Genomic DNA, 16,480 nt, shown 5'->3' with positions numbered 1-16,480 from the left:
GCGGATTGCGGTCCCTTACTCGAGGGGATCCGGGGCCGGCGGCACGTCGCGCTTGTGTCCGCTGCGTTCGTACATTCCGCGGACGCGCTCGACCGTTTCCTCGTCGACCTCGAGCAGCCGGGCGGTTGCGGCGACGGAGAGCGGACCGTCGATGTGGGTCGCGAGGATGTCGTCGAGCGTCTCGTAGCTAATTCCGAGCTCGTCCTCGTCGGTCTGGTCGGCCCACAGCTCCGCGGTGGCGGTCTTCGCGGCCAGTTCCTCGGGGACGCCGACGTGGCGGGCGAGCTGGCGGACCTGCCCCTTGTAGAGGTTCCCGATCGGGTGGCAGTCGACGGCTCCGTCGCCGTACTTGGTGAAGTAGCCCACCGCGGCCTCGCTGCGGTTACCGGTCCCCAGGACCAGCCGGCTTTCGTGGTTGGCGACGAGGTAGTTCAGGACCCCCCGGACGCGGGCGCGGGCGTTGCCGACCGCCTCGCGGTCGCCCTCTGCTTCGGGGTAGACCGATAGCAGCGAGTCGACGATCGGCTCGATCTCGATCACGTCGTAGCTGATCTCGAGGTCCCGTGCGACCAGCTCGGCGTCGCTCATATTCCCCTCGCTGCTGACGGTCGCCGGCAGGACGAGCCCGTGGACGTTCTCGGATCCGAGGGCCTCGACCGCCAGATAGCCGGTCAGCGTGCTGTCGATCCCTCCCGATAAGCCGAGGACGACACCGTCGGCTCCCGCGGCGTCGACCTGTTCGCGGATGAATTCGGTGATGTGGTCGCGCTGGCGTTCCAGTTCCCCGTCCGAAAAGCGAAGGTCGATCATACGGGATCCTATGCCGGGCGTGACCTAATAGGCTCCCCTCTCCGGAAAAAAGTGCCCGGACGGTCGATTTCGATGGAACGTCGGCACTCGAGTCGGAGTCCGTCACAGCGGCCGAACGGAAGGTCCGGGTGCGAGAATCGAACTGCGCGTCTCAGCCGGACGGGCTGAAGGATAGCCACTACCCCAACCCGGACACGTTGCGTCTTTCGACACGACTCGCTACCACGGCGGACACGTAATACGTACTGATAGTCCGCAGCGATTGCAACTCGAGGACGGGTTTTTGTCGTCGCGGGCACGTTGGCCGGTTCGAGAGCGCTACGTTCAAGTGCGACCGGAAGATATGCTTGGGTGAGTAGCGCGCTGGTGGTGAGACGGACGGAGTTCGTCGAATTACGGCACGCAAGCGAATAAAGTGAACCGGTGGTGAGCAGTTCCGGAGGAACTGCGAACCTCGGCGTGCGAGCGAACGAAGTGAGCGCAGTGCGCCGGTGGTCCAGTGGTAGGACTCGAGCTTCCCAAGCTCGCGGCCCGGGTTCGACTCCCGGCCGGCGCATACTAGCTTTTCTCCGCAAACCCTCGCGCTCTTTCCTGCTCAAGGACGATAATTCATGAACCCCCACACTTATTTTATTATCTATCATATGATTCTAATACATAATGTCATCAGAATATACAAAACAGGATTGCCTCTCATCACTCCGGGAAGCAGCGCGCAGATTGGAAAAACCGCCGACGCAAGCGGATTACCGGGAGCTCGAACTTTCACCATGTGTGACTCATATCTGCGATATCGCGGGTGGCTGGAACGAGGCAAAGCGGGAAGCTGGAATTGAGACGTATGATCAAGTCGGAGATTCGTATGATCACGTCCCGCTCTATCCCGATTCGAACGGTTATGAGCGGTGGGTGCATACGCATAATGGAGAGCAAGCAGGGGTTTCCGTTCATCGTCTTCTGGCGGTCGCTGAATTCGGAATGAAGGCGATCGAGGACAAACAGATTCATCACAGGAAGCCAATTCCGTGGTTGAATACGCCCGGTAATATACTCGCATTGACGAAGCGGCAACACCTTGCTCTCCACATCCTAATGGAGGACTTTGACGTTACTCTCGAGTGAGATCATGCGGCCGCTGACCAGCGACCAGTGTTCATTGCAGACCTCACAGCGTACCGTGGTTGTTATCGGATGCTGACGGTTAGTCGTTCAGACGCCCCGAAAACGAGGATAGACTGTCAACATTTCGAAGTCTAATCGCCTTACTCGTGAATGCCCATCGCTTCGATCTGCTCCTGGTATCGGTTCCGGATCGTCACTTCGGTCACCTGCGCGACGTCGGACACCTCGCGCTGGGTTTTCTTCTCGTTACAGAGCAGTGACGCGGCGTAGATCGCGGCGGCGGCATAGCCCGTTGGCGACTTGCCCGAGAGAAGCCCTTTCTCGGTCGTCGTATCGATGATCTCGTTGGCTTTCACCTGTACCTCCTCGGAGAGCTCGAGCTCCGAGCAAAAGCGCGGGACGTACTTCTTGGGGTTGACCGGTTCCATCTCGAGGCCGAGTTCCTGGGCGACGTATCGATAGGTGCGGCCGATCTCCTTGCGCTCGACGCGGGAGACCGCGGCGACCTCCTCGAGCGAGCGCGGGATGCCCTCCATACGGCAGGCGGCGTAGAGCGTACTGGTCGCGACGCCCTCGATCGATCGCCCGCGGATGAGGTCCTCGTCGAGCGCGCGCCGGTACATGACACAGGCGACCTCGCGGACGGATCGGGGGATGCCGAGCGAGGACGCCATCCGGTCGGTTTCGGAGAGCGCGAACTGCAGGTTCCGCTCGCCGGCGTCTTTGGTGCGGATCCGTTCCTGCCACTTGCGCAGGCGGCGCATCTGGTTGCGCTTGTCCGAAGAAATCGAGCGACCGTAGGCGTCCTGATTTTTCCAGTCGATCGAGGTCGTCAGCCCCTTGTCGTGCATCGTCTGGGTCGTCGGTGCGCCGACGCGGGACTTGTTCTGTCGCTCGGAGTGATTGAACGCGCGCCACTCCGGACCGTGATCGATGTTCGTTCCTTCGACGATCAGGCCACACTGGTCGCAGACGAGTTCGCCCTGATCCTCGCTCTTGACGAGTGTACCCCCATTACACTCGTCACACACCCGCTCACGCTCCGGTTCCTGTTCTTTTTCTGTCGTTTCAGGTTCTCGTTCGCGTTGGCGGGGTGGGCTTGCCATTTCATGTAGATAACGATGTTGCAACGACTTAAGGACTCGCCACCATAGAGCCAGCGTCAAAGTCACCGAATCGAGGTTCGTTTCAGCAATAAATCGGGGTCACACGGCGTTTCAGCCGCGTTTTCGGGCACAAATCGCTCGATTTCGAAGCGTGGTGGGATTTACAGGTACCCAAACAGCGTCCCGACCAGTACTAACAGCCACATCGCGGAGCCAACTAGCAGCATATCGTTGAACTTCGAGTCGCGAGTCGCGCGTTTGGCCGCGCCGCCGGCGATCAGGCCGAGTGCGACGACGACGAGCATCCGCTGGAGGACGACATCGAGCGGGAGCGTGTCGACACCGAGCATGCCGTAGTCGAGCCAGATTGCAATCGCGAGCGAGCCTGCGGCGACGACGGCGGCGTCGAGACGGCGCGTGAGCCCTCGCGCGATCAGGTAGGTCGCCGTCGGAATGCCGACGCCGATCACCGGATAGAGCAACGCGGCGATCTGATGAGGCGTGAGGAACTCGGCGCGGTGCTCGAGGAAGATACCGCCCGAGCGCACGCCGAGATACAGCGCGATGATAGTGACCACGAGGAGGAGGTGACCGACCTCAATACGGGCGTAGGCGGCCGCGATTCGCCGGCGGTCGACGTCAGTCAAATGATCGTCGATGGCGTCGGACGTTCGTTGGCCGAGCTGTTCGGCGGTGTGGTCGGAATCGGTCGGTGAACTGGCGTTGCGCCGCCCGGCGCGGATGCCGACCAGCGTCGGGATGACGAGCAACCCGGCGAGTTCGACGAGGGTAGCCCAGCCGTCTGCATCGGAGGAGTTGCCGTTGTCGAGGTAGATGCGGCTAACGTCCTCCTGAACGTCTATTTGCGGGTGAGCCATGAAGCCGGACTCGACTTTTCGTTGGGCGGCCTGAGAGCCGTGGACGCGGTGTTGCAACGTGAACCAGTCGAAGTGTTCGGAGTGTGTCTGCATGGCGACCCAGTCGTCGTCCTCGTTGGGACTCTCGTAGAGCCGGATGTGGTACCGCTGCCCGTAGTAATCGCCGTCCTCGAGTTGGAGCGTCTCGGTCGTCCAGTACCCGCTCTCGTTCTGGCCGGGATCGATGTACGCATAGCGGATACCGCCATCGGCCTTGCCCCAGTTGAGAGAGGGGATTCGCCCTCGTCGTTCCGGTGGGTCGTCAGTCGTGTTGTTGGCCGATTCGTTCGTTGAGTTAGCGGCCGATTCGTTGGGTGTCGTCTCGTTCATCGGCCGCGTCGAGTTGTTGGAGAGATTGTCGCTCTCGTTGTCAGTGGCGTTTCCGCCGGTCAGCGAGTACGTATCCGGCAGCGCCTCCTCCTCTGACTCGTTGATTTCCGACCAGTCACCGCCGCCCGCTTCGGTCAGTATCTGTTCGACGTCGTCGACGTCGCCGCGGACGATCACGTTGACGGGACTGCGCTTCTGGAACCCCTTTTGCGGACTGAGATACTCCCAGAACCCGCTTTCGGAGTCATCGAACGAGACGACTTCCGGGGCCGGCTTCTTCTCGGTCGGTTCCTCGGATCCGAGCTGGTCGATCGGCAGCGACAGCAACATCGACGGGCCGCCGACGAGCACGAACGCGAGGAGGAGTAACACAGCCGTGATCACGAGCGATCGGCGCATCTCTCAGTCACTAGCGACGGGAGCCATATCAAACCGTATGGAACGGATCCAATGGGGTACCGGTACCCGATCGACGGCGTCGAACCGTCAGCGATCCGGCTGGCGATGATTGGGCGTCTCGCCGCATTCGGCTCAGCTGTCGACGGCGGGGCCGACTGTGGTGACGGGAGCAGGTGCCTCGCGGACGACGCGCTGTGAGACGCTCCCGACGACGTTCCGTTCGTACTCGTCACCGCTGGTTCCCATGACGATCAGGTCGATGTCGGTGGCGGCGGCGTAGTCGACGATACACTCGGCCGGATTGCCGGTCTCGACCGCTGTCTCCGTCTCGACATCGTGTTCGGCGGCCCGCGTCATGGCGTCATCGATCGCGTCGCGGGCGGTCGCCTCGAGGTCGCTTCGCACGTCCTCGATGCGCTCGTCGTCGAGGACGAGAAAGGCGCGATCGTCGACGACTGAGAGGACGTGCAGGGTCGCGTTTCTCGTGGCCGCCACGTCGATCGCGTGCGCCGCAACGGTCGCCGCGTGGTCGCTGCCGTCGGTGGGAAACAGAATCGTCTCGTACATCGATCTCTGCAGTACCCTCTCGCGCGGACAAGAAAGGGGTTTCCCTCCCGCTTCGATGGTGGGAACGATTGGCCGTTAGATGCCGGGAATGCCCAGCGCGTCGGGGGTGACGAAGCCGACCACCGCGAACACGTACACGATCCCGACCGCGACGATCCAGGCGACGAAACCGATCGCGACGGCGGAGCTCCAGCCGCCGGGGTAGCGCCAGTTGATGACGCCGACCCAGACGATCAGCATCAACAAGATCCCCAGAAGGGGGATCCAGCCGACGAAGAAGCTCGTGACGGCCCACGCGACTGCGCCGATTAGCGCCGTCACCGCCGCGTTCACGAAGCTCGCATCCCTGTCTAACACCAGCCGTGCGCCCGCGAGGATGCCGACCGTTCCCACGAGCAAGCTCAGAACGAAGATCAGGATTGAGTCCGCGACAGCCATATTAGGGTTTCCAGCTGAGTTCGATCTCGACCGTCTCGCGGTTCCCCCGGAGCATCGACGATCGTTCGACCACTTCGACCGAGACGTCGATGTTCTGTGGTGGATCGAGCGACACGTTCTTGTTCCCGACCGGAACGGTGACCTCCTCGTCACCTCGCTCGAACTCGGCTGCGAGGTCCTTGAAATACGCGGCGAGTTCCTCTCGAGGCAGTGTTTCGTCGGCGGTCGTCCGTTGCGCCATGCGATAATATGGCGCTCGTGCCCGCAAAAGTATGGGCAGCGAACGGGTCCATAACTCATAGTTACCGGATCGAACGGTGCTGTAACGTCACACTGATGAAAGCGGTGCGGATCCTGTTGCTAGAACAGATTCGCCTGTTGATAGACCGAGATCCCCTCGCTCGTTATCTCGTACGGCTTCTTCTCTCGAGAGTGGTTCGCATCGCGGATCTTCTGAATCTCGATCGCCAGCCGCGTCTCGCGGAAATCGTCTGGGCGGATGTACTGCAGAACGAAGACGGCGTCCGTGAGATACTCGACGATTCCGTACCGAGACGCGTAAGCGGTCTCCGACGACGCTTCACTGGTCAACAGCGCGGTGACTCCCGCCCCCTTCAAACTTCGGGCGAAATCGTAGATTTCGTTGCGGCGTTTGGCCCGGTCCTCGTACATCATCTCGAGTAAGGAGACCGAATCCAGGACGAGCCGCGAGGCGCCGAACTCCTCGACGAGCGCGGGGAGTTCGTTGCGGATCGACGCCAGACTGTTCGCCATTTCGATGGGGTCGACGTCGACGACGGCGAGTTGGCCGTCGGCGACGTACTCGTCGAACGCGTACCCCTTCTCGGTCGCGCTGTTGATGACCCGGTCGCGGCTCTCCTCTAACGTGATGAACACGGCGCGTTCGTCCTGCTCGAGGGCGTGATTGAGAAACTGGAGCCCGAAGGTGGTTTTGCCGGTCCCCGCACCGCCCATCGCGACGAGCAGCGAGCGCTCGGGAACGCCGCCCTGAATCATTCGATCGAGGCCCTCGATGCCGAGGTCGATCCGGGCGAGCTCCGAATCGAGCTCCTCGTCGAAGTCGGGTTCATCGGTTCCCAGGACGAAATCGAGATCGTCGAAGCCCTCGGGACCGGTTGCCGCGTCGCTATCGTCGTCGCCGATCGCTGGCTTCGCTGCCTCGATGTCCTGTAGTGCCGAGCCGAAATCCTCCTCGAACAGGGGGTCGTCCGACGCATCGTCCGCGTCCGGCGTCCGGTCCCGGGCCGAATCGTCGTCCTCGCGCTCGGCGTCCGGCTCCGAGTCGGGTTCGTCGTCCTCGTCCCCGAGTGCCCGTTCGAACCAGTCACCGACGTCGTCACTCACGGCAGCCACCTGTGTCGCCAACGGATTGTTCGGTGTCGCCGCCGGAACCGCCAGGGACCGCAGGGAACCGCTAGCTGGTCAACCGATGGGGGCGATGACGACGCGACGGGAGTGCTCGAGTAGACAGACGCCATAGTGGACACTGCGACGTGGTCGTCGCGGGCGTTCACGTGTCCGGAGTCGTTCCAGCCCGATTAAGCTTGTTGCCGTCGACGGGACAAGCGTGGCTTTTTGACGACGGGGGGGCTAGCCGCGGTCGATGGACGTCGACGTCGGAATCGTCGCCCAACGCGACAACGAGCGTGCACAGGAACTCGCGGCGAGCCTCGTCGACGCCCTCGAGGGGACGGGCGCGAGCGCCGTCGTCGACGAGGCGACCGGCGGGGCGATCGCGGCGACCGCCGTCCCGGTCGCCGCGATGGCGGGCCGCGACCTCGTCGTGAGCATCGGCGGCGACGGAACACTGCTGTTCGTCGCCCGCGAAGTCGGTCCCACGCCGATCCTCGGGATCAACCTCGGCGAAGTCGGTTTTCTCAACGCCGTCGCCCCCGCCGACGCGCTCGAGGTCGTCACCGCGCTCGTCACCGAACTCGAGGAGACGGGCGCCGTCGAGGGCCGCGAACTGGCGCGGCTGCAGGCGACCGGCGTCGACGAGAAGTGGACGCTCGAACCCGCGCTCAACGAGGTCGTCGTTCACGGCCCGCGACGGGGCCACGGTGGCGGGGCAACCGTCGAGATTACCGTCGATGGCCAGCGCTACACCGAGAGCCACGCGGACGGCGTCCTCGTGGCCACGCCGACGGGCTCGACCGCCTACAACCTCAGTGAGGGCGGCCCGCTGCTTCACCCGTCGGCCGAGACGCTCGTCGTCACGCAGATGGCCGCGACGGACTCGATGCCGCCGCTGGTCGTCGAACCGGATACCGAACTCACGCTCACCGTCTCCGGGACCGACACCGCCTACGCGATCAGCGACGGGCGCAACCGACAGCGTCTCGAGCCGCCCGCGACGGTGTCGGTCTCGCTCGCGGACGAATCCGTCACGCTCGTCGGCCCGCAGGCGAACTTCTTCGACGGGCTCGACAAACTCGAGTAGCCCTACTGCTCGCCCTCGACGAGCCGCTCGAGGTGTTCCGGCGGCACCGAGCCGCGGGCGGCGCGACCGTCCGAGACGAACGTCGGCACGCCGGTGATGCCCTGCTGTTGTGCCTCGGTGAACCGGTCCTCGAGCTCCGCCCGGAGACTCTCATCTGCGACAGCGTCGCGAATCTCGTCGGCCGGCAGATCGGCATCTTCGGCGAGGTCGACCAGAACATCGACGTCCCCGATGTCGCGCCCGTCCTGCCACAGCGCCGTGTAGATCGATTCGTCGAACGCCGCCCACCGGTCGGGGTACTCCTCCCGGACGTACCAGGAGGCGACCTGCGCATCGAACGAGTCGATATCGGTCGCCATCACCTGGGCCATTTCGACGCCGTACTCCTCCTGCAGCCGGCGGACGTTCTGTTTCGCCTGCTCGAAGTACTCGTCGTCCTTGCCGTCGTCGGCGTCGTGGTCGATCGAGCCGTCCGGGTTCCGCTTCCCGCGTCGCAGGTCGAAGGGGTGCCACTCGACGTCCAGCGGCTCGTCGCGGCCCTCGCGGTACTGCTCGAGCGAGCGGGTCCCCAGATAACAGAACGGACAGACGTAGTCGGCGTAGATCGTGATGCGATCCGCGGTCTCCGGCGTCGATCCGGTGTCAGCGTCAGCCATAGCGATGCTAGGCAGTCACCACGGAAAAGTCGCGGGTCAGCGGCAGTCGGCTGCAAACGGCTCGAGACGAAGTGGAGGCGGCTCGAGCGGCGGTGGAGGTAGCTCGAGACTGAGTGACGACGGTCCAGTGAGAGGCGGCTGCGGCGTAGCGCCGGTCTGCGTTGAGAGCCAGCCCGTTAGCTCTCAGATCCGGAAGCAGCCGCGTCGGCGGCGTTCGTCTCCGTGTCGGTCACGTCCGGCAGGTTCGGGTCGCGGTACGGATTGCGGCCGTAGGCCGGCAGCTTGTCCTCGAGTTGCGATTTCAGCACTCGGCGGAGCCGGTTCAGGCTCGTCGTGTCCAGTCCGTAGTCGGCCGCGAGCCGCTTGAACGACTCCTCGTCGGTGATGTCGTGGGCGCGGTACTCGGCGAACAGCTCCTCCATCCGGTCGGCGGAAAGCGTCTGGGCGTCGATCTCGTCCAGCCCGAAGTACTGCTGGCGGTCGACGTCGACGACGTGGCGGATCGCCACCAGCGCGACCTTCTCGATCGCGCGCTGGCTGCCGAACTCGGTGAGGTCGATCTCGTCCATGACGCCGAGCGCCAGATCGCGCTGCCACGGCGTCACATCGAGGGCGTTACACAGCGCTTGCGTGGTTCGCAGCCGATCGAGGTGGTGGGCGCGCTCGCTGTAGCCCGGCGTCGCCGCGTGCTGTTCGTCGTGGAGGCGTCGCACGCTCTCGGAGAGGTCTGCGTCGGGGGAGTCGGCACGGCCGATGACCGTCGCGCTCGGCGTGACGACGCCCCACTGGCGGACCGTCGAATCGCGCTGGACGTCCGCCCGGGAGAGCGACCCGGACCCGGGCCGGGTCTCGAGGCGGCGCTCGGGGTCGGGACCGGGCTCGACGCCGTCCGCGGCGGCCGCGGCTCGTTCGGGATCTGGACCAAGGTCGGCACCGTCGTCTTGCATCGTCTGTCGGTCGGAGAGGGAGAGTGAAAAAGGCTCGCTCCATTTAGTCGGTTAAATAGACTAACAGCCATTCTAACAGGTACGGGCGATAGCAGCGGCGCTCGAGCGATGTCGACCGCTGCCGCTCCGCTCTCGAGGGAGTGAGTCCGCGAAAAGCCCTTCGTAGCTCTACTTTGTGACCAGAAGTACTTAAAGGACGAATGCTCGAGGCAGGGACGAACGGCGAGCATCGCCGAGCGACCGAGAGCTCAAGCCGTCGCTGTTCGGGAACGGATTTCTCGGCAGAACCGGCGCGTCTCTCCCGTCGTATCTTCACCTTATGACCAGAAGTACTTAAACGAAAGCGAGGTCGGGACGCGGCTCGAGCTATCGGACGGCCGCGATGATCTCGTCGATAAACCCGTTCAGCCGTTCGGTGTCGGGCCCGCCCCGCGCATGAACCGTGGGATCGATCGCTTTCGGCGGGTGGGCGAACTCGCGACCCACGGCGTCGTCGATATCGGTCTCCCCATTGTCCGCCCGTTTCCGCTCGAGCAACTCGCGAGCGCGGTCGATTCGATCCGCGTCGAAGACTGCGGGTGCCTGCTCGCGAAGGAAGGTCTCGAACTCGAGGGCCGGCAACTCGTGTTCGCTGCGCTCACCGGTCTCTTTGAGGTAGTATGCGGACATGGCCGCCCGACAGATCGTCAGGTTTCGCTTGACGGTCGGTTTCGTCTGGGTCTCGGTGAATCGCTCGTCGTCCGCCGAGACCGTCATCGTTCCGTCGTCCGTTTCGACGGTGTACTCCCCGCCGTCCGGGTCGTCCACATCGACGATCGGAAAGAGTTCGTCGTCGTTCCGAACGAGATGGTGCGAGATGTACTTCCGATAGTTGCTCGTCGCGATCCCGCGCCACGCGTGATAGAGGTCGATCGGGTTGTACGTCCGTTCGATATACGCGGTGAGGTCGGCGGGGTCGTACGCGAGGCGGTAGCGGATCGGACTCCGAAGCAGGTCGATCGCGCCGTCGTTCGAGTCGGCGAGCAGGCCTGCGAACGTCCGCACGTCCCAGCCCTGATACTCGAACTCGCCGCGGTCCACGACGACGGTCTCGGGAGCGCCCTCGAGGTGAGCGTACCGGCGCAGATCGGTCGGCACGAAGACGAACCCGACGTCGTAGTCGCTGTCGGGACTCGCCGCCCCCCAGGCGTGGCTTCCGCGGGCGACCGCCAGCGCGATCGCGACGTCGTGCTCGCGTTCGATCGCCGTCAGGTGGTCGTCGACGGTCTCGTGGGCGTGTGCCGGAACGGTGGTCATAGCTGGGGCTCGAGTATGCGGGAACGAAAAGCGAGAAGACCGGGGTGACGAATGCCCTTCGTAGCTTCACCTTGTGACCAGAAACACTTAAAGAGAAGTCCGGGCGAAGCTCGAGCTCGGATATCGAAAGGAACGTCCAGTGAGACGGACGGCTACCCGTTAAGACCGCTCTGGAAACCGCGTCGAACCGTCATGGCGTGGGCGTAATCGGATTGGGAGAGCACACCGACGGGCTCCCCGTTTTCCTCGACCAGTGCGTTCACGCTCCCGGACTGATTCAACACGGCCAACGTATCGAAGGCGTCGTCGGTCGGTTCGACGCGGGAGACCGTTCGCATGACCTCCTCGACGCGGGTCGTTCCCCGATTCTTTCCTCGAGCCGTCTGCACGTCATCGAGCGTAATAACGCCGAGGACCGCCCCGGTATCATCCGTGACGAGGTAAAGGGGGTGGCGTTCGCGAAGCATCCGGCTACCGAACTCCTCAAGCGTCGTGTCGGCCGAGACCGTCGCGGGATCGCTGGTCATGATATCGCCGACCGTGATGCCCTCGAGCAGTTCGTCGAGAAGGACGGATCGCGATTCGGTCGTCGCGGCGCCGTAGATGAAGAAGGCGAGGAGGAGGAGAATGAGCTGAAAGGTGAGGACGCCGACGATGGCGAACAAGAAGGCGAAGAGGACACCGACTCGTGCCGCGAGCCGCGTCGCGGTGCCGTACGGGCGGGAGCGAGCCAGGAGAGCGCGGAAGATGCGCCCGCCGTCCATGGGGAACGCGGGGAGGAGGTTGAAACCCGCCAGTATCAGGTTCGTGATGGCCAGATAGCCGACGATGAACCGCGACACCTGGAGGGAGTTCGGCGCGACGAGAACGCCCGCATAACAGACGGCGGCAACGAGGACGCTCGTGAGCGGGCCGGCGATCGCGATCCAGAACTCGCGGTCCCACTCCTTCGGGAACGTCTTCAGCGACGCGATGCCGCCGAGGATCCACAGGGTGATCGAGTCGATCTCGATACCGTACCGCAACGCGACCCACGAGTGGCCGAGTTCGTGCAGCGTGACGCTCACGAACAGCCCGAGCGCTGCCGCGATACCGATCAGCCACGGTGTCGTCCCGGCGCGAAGTTGGGAGAGGTCGAATTCGGCGCCGGTGAATCCTTCGATGAACCCGGCGTACAGTTCGATCTGCTGGCCGCTCCCGATGAGCCACGCGAGGATCGGGAGGAAGATCAATAATGAGGTATTGATTCGAATCGGGATATCCCAGATCTCAGCGACAGTGTAACTTCGCACACTCCCTGCTGTCACTCCGGTGTCTTAGGTGACCGGAAAACGGTTCCGACGAACACGTCGAAATCCGCGTCGCGCGATACCGACAGCGACGACGCAGAGCGGGTTCGTCGGCCACCGGTGACACAACTGTTTAGGGAGTGGTAGCAGCACGACGGATATGGACGAATCGATAGCAGACGCCCAGCAGGCGATCGTCACCTCACCGACGCCGGCTCGGGAGTTTCGACAGTTATCACGGAGTCGGCAACGTGACGTGTTCTTTCACCTCCCCGAAACGGTCCAGCAGTCGCTCGTCGCGGATCTGGATCGCGACGGACTACAGCGATTCGTTCGGCGGCTGGATCCCGACGAGGTGGCGGACGTCCTCGTACTGGCGGACGAAGGGACGCGCGAGGACGTGCTCCGCCAACTCGACGAGGATCGGCAAGAAAAGGCCGCGTTCTTGCTCGAGTTCAGCCCCGAGAGCGCGGCCGGATTGATGCACCTTGACTACGTCACCGTGGGAGTCGACCAGGGGATAGACGCGATCGCACGGCGCGTCCAGCGACACGAAGACCGGACCGGACGGCTCCCGACCATCTTCGTCACGGAAGCCGACGAACTGATCGGTGAATTGCCGGGACAGGTCCTGGCGATAACGGACGAGGAAGCGATCGACCTCCGGGAACACGTTCACGAGACGCCCGTGGTCGCGTTCGATAGTCCCGATACCGAAGCCGTCGACGTGTTTCGGGAAAACCCCGAGAGCTCCGTCGCCGTGCTGGACGACGACGGAAGCATTCTCGGCGTCATCTACGCCGAGGACCTCCTTCGCGTCGTTGAGGAGGAAGCCGGCGAGACTCTCTACGAATTCACCGGCGTTCAGGAAGAGGAGAGCGTCCTCGACGGACCGCTCTCGAAGGTTCGATACCGGTACAAGTGGCTCATCATCAACCTCGGAACGGCGTTTCTCGCCGCCGGTGCGGTCGGTTTCTTCGAGGACACGATCGCGGCGTTCACCCTCCTGGCGGTGTACATGCCGGTCGTCGCCGGCATGGGAGGCAACGCCGGCACGCAGTCGATGGCCGTGACGGTGCGCGGACTCGCGTTCGGACAAATTTCGCTGTCGACCGGCGGACGCGCCGTCGTCAACGAGGTCATCGCCGGCGGCGTAAACGGAGCCATCACCGGCGTCCTCGTCGCCGTGATCGCTTCGGTGTTCAATCAGAGCCCGCTTTTGGGGCTCGTCCTCGGCGTGTCGATGGTGTTGAACCTCGTCATCGCCGGTTTCTTCGGGACGGCCATTCCGCTCGTGCTCGACCGGATCGGGAAAGACCCGGCGACGTCGGCGACCATCTTCATCACCACCGCAACGGACGTCCTCGGCTTTTTCATCTTCCTCGGGTTAGCACGGGCGGTGCTCTGAGGCGATCGGGGTTCGCGGTCGGACGACTATTGTCCGGTGGAATTGGATGATAAAACGAGTGATCGATGCTATCGAGCGGCAGAGCGTCGCAACTATCGAATCTGATCCTCAGAGAACGGCGGTCTTCCCGTCATAGCTCTACCTTATGATCAGAGACACTTAAAGAACGAGCGCGGTCGGTGTCGGCGACCGGTGTACAGAAGGGGATCGCTCGAGAATCGGTGACCGATCTAGCGAGTCCGTCTGCAAATGGAGTGGTCGACGCTGGTTCCGCGCTCACGCTCGTTGTACTCGCGACGACCACACACAACGTTGCACCGCGGTTCACTATGCTCCCGGCACACATCCGTTCGCCGTTCGCTTTCCGAGGCACTCGTTTCACCCTCGCCTCGCTTTCGTTCACTGCGCCACATCACTCGCCACCGCACGTGGATTGATCGGACCGAAGGGAGACGTACTTCAACGGCGCATATTTTTCGTACCGCTTCCGTAACTCGCTCCGCTGGCCCCAGACCTATATACAACCCAGTCTATTGATGAGATAATGTCTGCCCTCCGGGCCGTCCTGTTCGAGTGGGGCCTGAGCCGTATCGCGAGGATACTCGTTGCCGGGCTGGCCATCTTCCTCGCACTTCGTGTCACGGACGGATTTCTCACCGGACTGGGTGCGACGTTGCTCTTCCTGTTCGTGCTCACTCTTCCGTGGGAAATAGCAAATCGGCTCTCCGATCGCTTGAGCGACTCGTGAACCCGTGGTCACCCGGACTGCTGCCCGTTTGCCAATCGAACGCGGAAACCGAAAATACGGCGTCGTGACTATCGGATGTGAGTCAGCGGACTGCAGAACGACCGTCCTCCCGTCATAGCTCTACTTTGTGACCAGAGGCACTTAAAGAATCGACGGCTCGCTCGAGTAGTACCGAGAGCACCTCACCCGTCGAGCCAGTTACTACGGTTCCGAAAGGTTGAATCGCACGCTCGCCTGAATGCGGGCAATGAGTCATCAGTTGCCGGACGTGCAGGCGACGTCGCCCGACGTCACCGTCGGTCTGAGCCAGGTCGGCGTCACCGGCGTCGACAAACTCGTCAAGATCGCCCGCGAGGACAAGCGCCCGATCGTCCTCACTGCTGAATTCGAAGTCTTCGTCGACCTCCCCGGCTGGCGAAAGGGAGCGGACATGAGCCGCAACATGGAGGTCATCGACGAGATCCTCGAGGATGCCACCCGCGAGGAAGCCTATCAGGTCGAAGAGGTCTGCGGCGAGGCCGCCGAACGACTGCTCGAGCGACACGACTACACCTCGAGAGCGGAGGTCTCGATGGAGGCCGAGTTCATGCGCCGCGAGCAGACGCCGGCCAGCGACCGCGAGACCCAGCACACGGTCGACATCGTGGCCTCAGCGACGGCGACCGAGAAGGGAACCCGCGAGGAGATCGGCGCGAACGTCACCGGAATGACCGTCTGTCCCTGCTCGCAGGGGATGTCTACCGCCCGCGCGAAACAGACGCTCGAGGATCTCGGCGTCGAGGAGGAGACGATCACGGAATTCCTAGATGAGGTCCCACAGCCGGGACACTCCCAGCGGGGCCACGCGACGCTGACCGTCGAGGCCAACGGCGATCCCGCGGTCGACCTGAACGACATCATCGACATCGCGCGGGACTCGATGAGCGCGCGGATCTACAACCTCGCGAAGCGGCCCGACGAGGATCACATGACCTACGAGGCCCACGCCGACGCGAAGTTCGTCGAGGACTGCGTCCGCGCGTTAGCCGAGGGCGTCGTCGACGAGTTCGACCACCTCCCCGACGACGCGGTGATCACGATGAGTCAGTCCAACGACGAGTCGATCCACCAGCACAACGCTCACGCCGAGCGAATCGTCGAGATGGGGACGCTCCGCGACGAAATCGCGGACTAAAACTCGAGCGGCTCCGCTTCCTCCCACCGCGGCACGAACTCCTCGTGAACGTTCGCCGCGAACTCGGGGTCCTTGAGATCGATCATGCCGAACGCCTCGCCCGAGGAGAGGGGGTTGGGTACCTGAATGCAGACTTCGACGCCGTCGATGATGTTGAACGAGCCCGAGAGGTCGTCGTGCGTGCGGACGTCGAAGTCGTCGCGTTGCTGTAACGTCTCGCGATACCGCCGGCCCACCTCCTCCGACATCGAGGCGACCATCTCGCGGGTCATCAGGAGATTGACGGAGACGCCGCGTTCGAGCGCGTCCTCGAGCTGGGCGTTCACCTCCTCGCTGACGGCCTGTATGTCCCACTGGGGGGACGGGTGTGCCGACACCATCACGACGTCGCGGTCGGCGGCCGCGAGCCGCTCTAGGAGGAGGTCGATCGTCTCCTCGGGGCCGACGGCAGCGGTCCAGAACTGCTCTTCGACCGGCTCGGCCGCGTCGAGTTCGTCGGCCAGGTCGCCGACGATCGACTCGTACTGGTCCGCCTTCTCGTCGAGTTCGCGTTTCTTGTCCTCGAGCAACCGATCGAGCGCCGTCGACGGCTCGACGGCGACGTACTTCTTCGGCCGGCTCGCGGTCTGGCTCCGGACCAGATTGTACTGTTCGATGCTGTTGAGCACGTCGTAGATCCGCCCCATCGGGACGTCGCTCGCCCGTGACAACTCCTTTGCCGTTGTGGGGCCGGTGGTGAGGAGCGATCGGTACGCTCGAGCTTCGTACTCGGAGAGCCCGAGATCCCTGAGACTGGCCATATTCGAAACGAG

17 protein-coding genes and 1 tRNA gene are annotated in these 16,480 nt (G+C 63.4%); 6 read left to right on the top strand and 12 right to left on the bottom strand.

What is annotated here, in order from left to right:
- Positions 1–15: 15 nt before the first annotated feature.
- Positions 16–810, bottom strand: a complete 795-nt coding sequence (locus HYG81_RS30915; RefSeq protein WP_180839967.1) for an NAD+ synthase — start codon at positions 808–810, stop codon at positions 16–18.
- Between the two features lie 485 nt (positions 811–1,295).
- Here HYG81_RS30915 and HYG81_RS30910 point away from each other — a divergent pair.
- Together HYG81_RS30910 and HYG81_RS30905 are read left to right on the top strand one after the other, a co-directional pair.
- Positions 1,296–1,366: transfer RNA gene (locus HYG81_RS30910), tRNA-Gly, on the top strand.
- Positions 1,367–1,470: 104 nt separating this feature from the next.
- Positions 1,471–1,932: a homing endonuclease associated repeat-containing protein gene (locus HYG81_RS30905; protein WP_180839966.1), complete on the top strand. Its 462-nt coding sequence runs from the start codon at positions 1,471–1,473 to the stop codon at positions 1,930–1,932.
- Between the two features lie 140 nt (positions 1,933–2,072).
- On the opposite strand, the gene HYG81_RS30900 is transcribed toward HYG81_RS30905, so the two are convergent.
- The 6 genes from HYG81_RS30900 to HYG81_RS30875 all read right to left on the bottom strand — a co-directional run bounded on the left by HYG81_RS30900 (position 2,073) and on the right by HYG81_RS30875 (position 7,063).
- A complete protein-coding gene (locus HYG81_RS30900; RefSeq protein ID WP_098724717.1) occupies positions 2,073–3,038 on the bottom strand; it encodes a transcription initiation factor IIB in 966 nt (321 codons plus the stop codon).
- A gap of 161 nt (positions 3,039–3,199) precedes the next feature.
- Complete coding sequence (locus HYG81_RS30895; protein WP_180839964.1) at positions 3,200–4,684, bottom strand: hypothetical protein; 1,485 nt, start codon at positions 4,682–4,684, stop codon at positions 3,200–3,202.
- Between the two features lie 132 nt (positions 4,685–4,816).
- Positions 4,817–5,251: a universal stress protein gene (locus tag HYG81_RS30890; RefSeq protein WP_180839962.1), complete on the bottom strand. Its 435-nt coding sequence runs from the start codon at positions 5,249–5,251 to the stop codon at positions 4,817–4,819.
- 75 nt (positions 5,252–5,326) lie between these two features.
- Positions 5,327–5,689 (bottom strand): hypothetical protein, encoded by a 363-nt coding sequence (locus tag HYG81_RS30885; protein WP_180839960.1) that lies wholly within the window; start codon positions 5,687–5,689, stop codon positions 5,327–5,329.
- A 1-nt stretch (position 5,690) separates the two neighbouring features.
- Complete coding sequence (locus HYG81_RS30880; RefSeq protein ID WP_180839958.1) at positions 5,691–5,930, bottom strand: amphi-Trp domain-containing protein; 240 nt, start codon at positions 5,928–5,930, stop codon at positions 5,691–5,693.
- 119 nt (positions 5,931–6,049) lie between these two features.
- Positions 6,050–7,063: a KaiC domain-containing protein gene (locus tag HYG81_RS30875; protein ID WP_219628692.1), complete on the bottom strand. Its 1,014-nt coding sequence runs from the start codon at positions 7,061–7,063 to the stop codon at positions 6,050–6,052.
- Positions 7,064–7,313: 250 nt separating this feature from the next.
- Between HYG81_RS30875 and HYG81_RS30870 the strand changes: the two genes are divergently transcribed.
- Entirely contained in the window at positions 7,314–8,150 is an 837-nt protein-coding gene (locus HYG81_RS30870; RefSeq protein WP_180839955.1) for an NAD(+)/NADH kinase, read from the top strand.
- Between the two features lie 2 nt (positions 8,151–8,152).
- Here HYG81_RS30870 and HYG81_RS30865 read toward each other — a convergent pair whose 3' ends face one another.
- The 4 genes from HYG81_RS30865 to HYG81_RS30850 all read right to left on the bottom strand — a co-directional run bounded on the left by HYG81_RS30865 (position 8,153) and on the right by HYG81_RS30850 (position 12,341).
- On the bottom strand, positions 8,153–8,806 hold the full coding sequence (locus tag HYG81_RS30865) for a DsbA family oxidoreductase (protein WP_180839953.1): 654 nt from the start codon (positions 8,804–8,806) through the stop codon (positions 8,153–8,155).
- A gap of 176 nt (positions 8,807–8,982) precedes the next feature.
- A complete protein-coding gene (locus HYG81_RS30860; RefSeq protein WP_180839951.1) occupies positions 8,983–9,753 on the bottom strand; it encodes a DNA-directed RNA polymerase subunit epsilon in 771 nt (256 codons plus the stop codon).
- Between the two features lie 366 nt (positions 9,754–10,119).
- Positions 10,120–11,049, bottom strand: coding sequence for a nucleotidyltransferase domain-containing protein (locus HYG81_RS30855; RefSeq protein WP_180839950.1), 930 nt, complete (start codon positions 11,047–11,049; stop codon positions 10,120–10,122).
- A gap of 152 nt (positions 11,050–11,201) precedes the next feature.
- Positions 11,202–12,341, bottom strand: a complete 1,140-nt coding sequence (locus HYG81_RS30850; protein ID WP_180839948.1) for a site-2 protease family protein — start codon at positions 12,339–12,341, stop codon at positions 11,202–11,204.
- Positions 12,342–12,498: 157 nt separating this feature from the next.
- Here HYG81_RS30850 and HYG81_RS30845 point away from each other — a divergent pair, with 157 nt between their 5' ends.
- The 3 genes from HYG81_RS30845 (at position 12,499) to mptA (ending at position 15,668) form a co-directional block, all read left to right on the top strand.
- Positions 12,499–13,746, top strand: a complete 1,248-nt coding sequence (locus tag HYG81_RS30845; protein ID WP_180839946.1) for a magnesium transporter — start codon at positions 12,499–12,501, stop codon at positions 13,744–13,746.
- 544 nt (positions 13,747–14,290) lie between these two features.
- Positions 14,291–14,494 carry a hypothetical protein gene (locus HYG81_RS30840; RefSeq protein WP_180839945.1) on the top strand — a complete coding sequence of 68 codons (204 nt, stop codon included), beginning with the start codon at positions 14,291–14,293 and terminating at the stop codon, positions 14,492–14,494.
- 247 nt (positions 14,495–14,741) lie between these two features.
- Positions 14,742–15,668, top strand: a complete 927-nt coding sequence (mptA, locus tag HYG81_RS30835) for a GTP cyclohydrolase MptA (protein WP_180839943.1) — start codon at positions 14,742–14,744, stop codon at positions 15,666–15,668.
- On the opposite strand, the gene HYG81_RS30830 is transcribed toward mptA, so the two are convergent.
- Positions 15,665–16,468: a TrmB family transcriptional regulator gene (locus HYG81_RS30830; protein WP_180839941.1), complete on the bottom strand. Its 804-nt coding sequence runs from the start codon at positions 16,466–16,468 to the stop codon at positions 15,665–15,667. The genes mptA and HYG81_RS30830 overlap by 4 nt on opposite strands.
- Positions 16,469–16,480 lie beyond the last annotated feature (12 nt).

Origin of the sequence: Natrinema zhouii (assembly GCF_013456555.2) — an archaeon.
Classification (GTDB): Archaea; Halobacteriota; Halobacteria; order Halobacteriales; family Natrialbaceae; genus Natrinema; species Natrinema zhouii.
This window is presented reverse-complemented; position numbering and strand designations above follow the sequence as displayed.

Excerpts from the sequence above, each read along its gene's own strand:
- HYG81_RS30915 (WP_180839967.1), bottom strand. The coding sequence starts at position 810 with ATGATCGACCTTCGCTTTTCGGACGGGGAACTGGAACGCCAGCGCGAC.
- HYG81_RS30905 (WP_180839966.1), top strand. The coding sequence starts at position 1,471 with ATGTCATCAGAATATACAAAACAGGATTGCCTCTCATCACTCCGGGAA.
- HYG81_RS30900 (WP_098724717.1), bottom strand. The coding sequence starts at position 3,038 with ATGGCAAGCCCACCCCGCCAACGCGAACGAGAACCTGAAACGACAGAA.
- HYG81_RS30895 (WP_180839964.1), bottom strand. The coding sequence starts at position 4,684 with ATGCGCCGATCGCTCGTGATCACGGCTGTGTTACTCCTCCTCGCGTTC.
- HYG81_RS30890 (WP_180839962.1), bottom strand. The coding sequence starts at position 5,251 with ATGTACGAGACGATTCTGTTTCCCACCGACGGCAGCGACCACGCGGCG.
- HYG81_RS30885 (WP_180839960.1), bottom strand. The coding sequence starts at position 5,689 with ATGGCTGTCGCGGACTCAATCCTGATCTTCGTTCTGAGCTTGCTCGTG.
- HYG81_RS30880 (WP_180839958.1), bottom strand. The coding sequence starts at position 5,930 with ATGGCGCAACGGACGACCGCCGACGAAACACTGCCTCGAGAGGAACTC.
- HYG81_RS30870 (WP_180839955.1), top strand. The coding sequence starts at position 7,314 with ATGGACGTCGACGTCGGAATCGTCGCCCAACGCGACAACGAGCGTGCA.
- HYG81_RS30865 (WP_180839953.1), bottom strand. The coding sequence starts at position 8,806 with ATGGCTGACGCTGACACCGGATCGACGCCGGAGACCGCGGATCGCATC.
- HYG81_RS30860 (WP_180839951.1), bottom strand. The coding sequence starts at position 9,753 with ATGCAAGACGACGGTGCCGACCTTGGTCCAGATCCCGAACGAGCCGCG.
- HYG81_RS30855 (WP_180839950.1), bottom strand. The coding sequence starts at position 11,049 with ATGACCACCGTTCCGGCACACGCCCACGAGACCGTCGACGACCACCTG.
- HYG81_RS30845 (WP_180839946.1), top strand. The coding sequence starts at position 12,499 with ATGGACGAATCGATAGCAGACGCCCAGCAGGCGATCGTCACCTCACCG.
- HYG81_RS30840 (WP_180839945.1), top strand. The coding sequence starts at position 14,291 with ATGTCTGCCCTCCGGGCCGTCCTGTTCGAGTGGGGCCTGAGCCGTATC.
- mptA (WP_180839943.1), top strand. The coding sequence starts at position 14,742 with ATGAGTCATCAGTTGCCGGACGTGCAGGCGACGTCGCCCGACGTCACC.
- HYG81_RS30830 (WP_180839941.1), bottom strand. The coding sequence starts at position 16,468 with ATGGCCAGTCTCAGGGATCTCGGGCTCTCCGAGTACGAAGCTCGAGCG.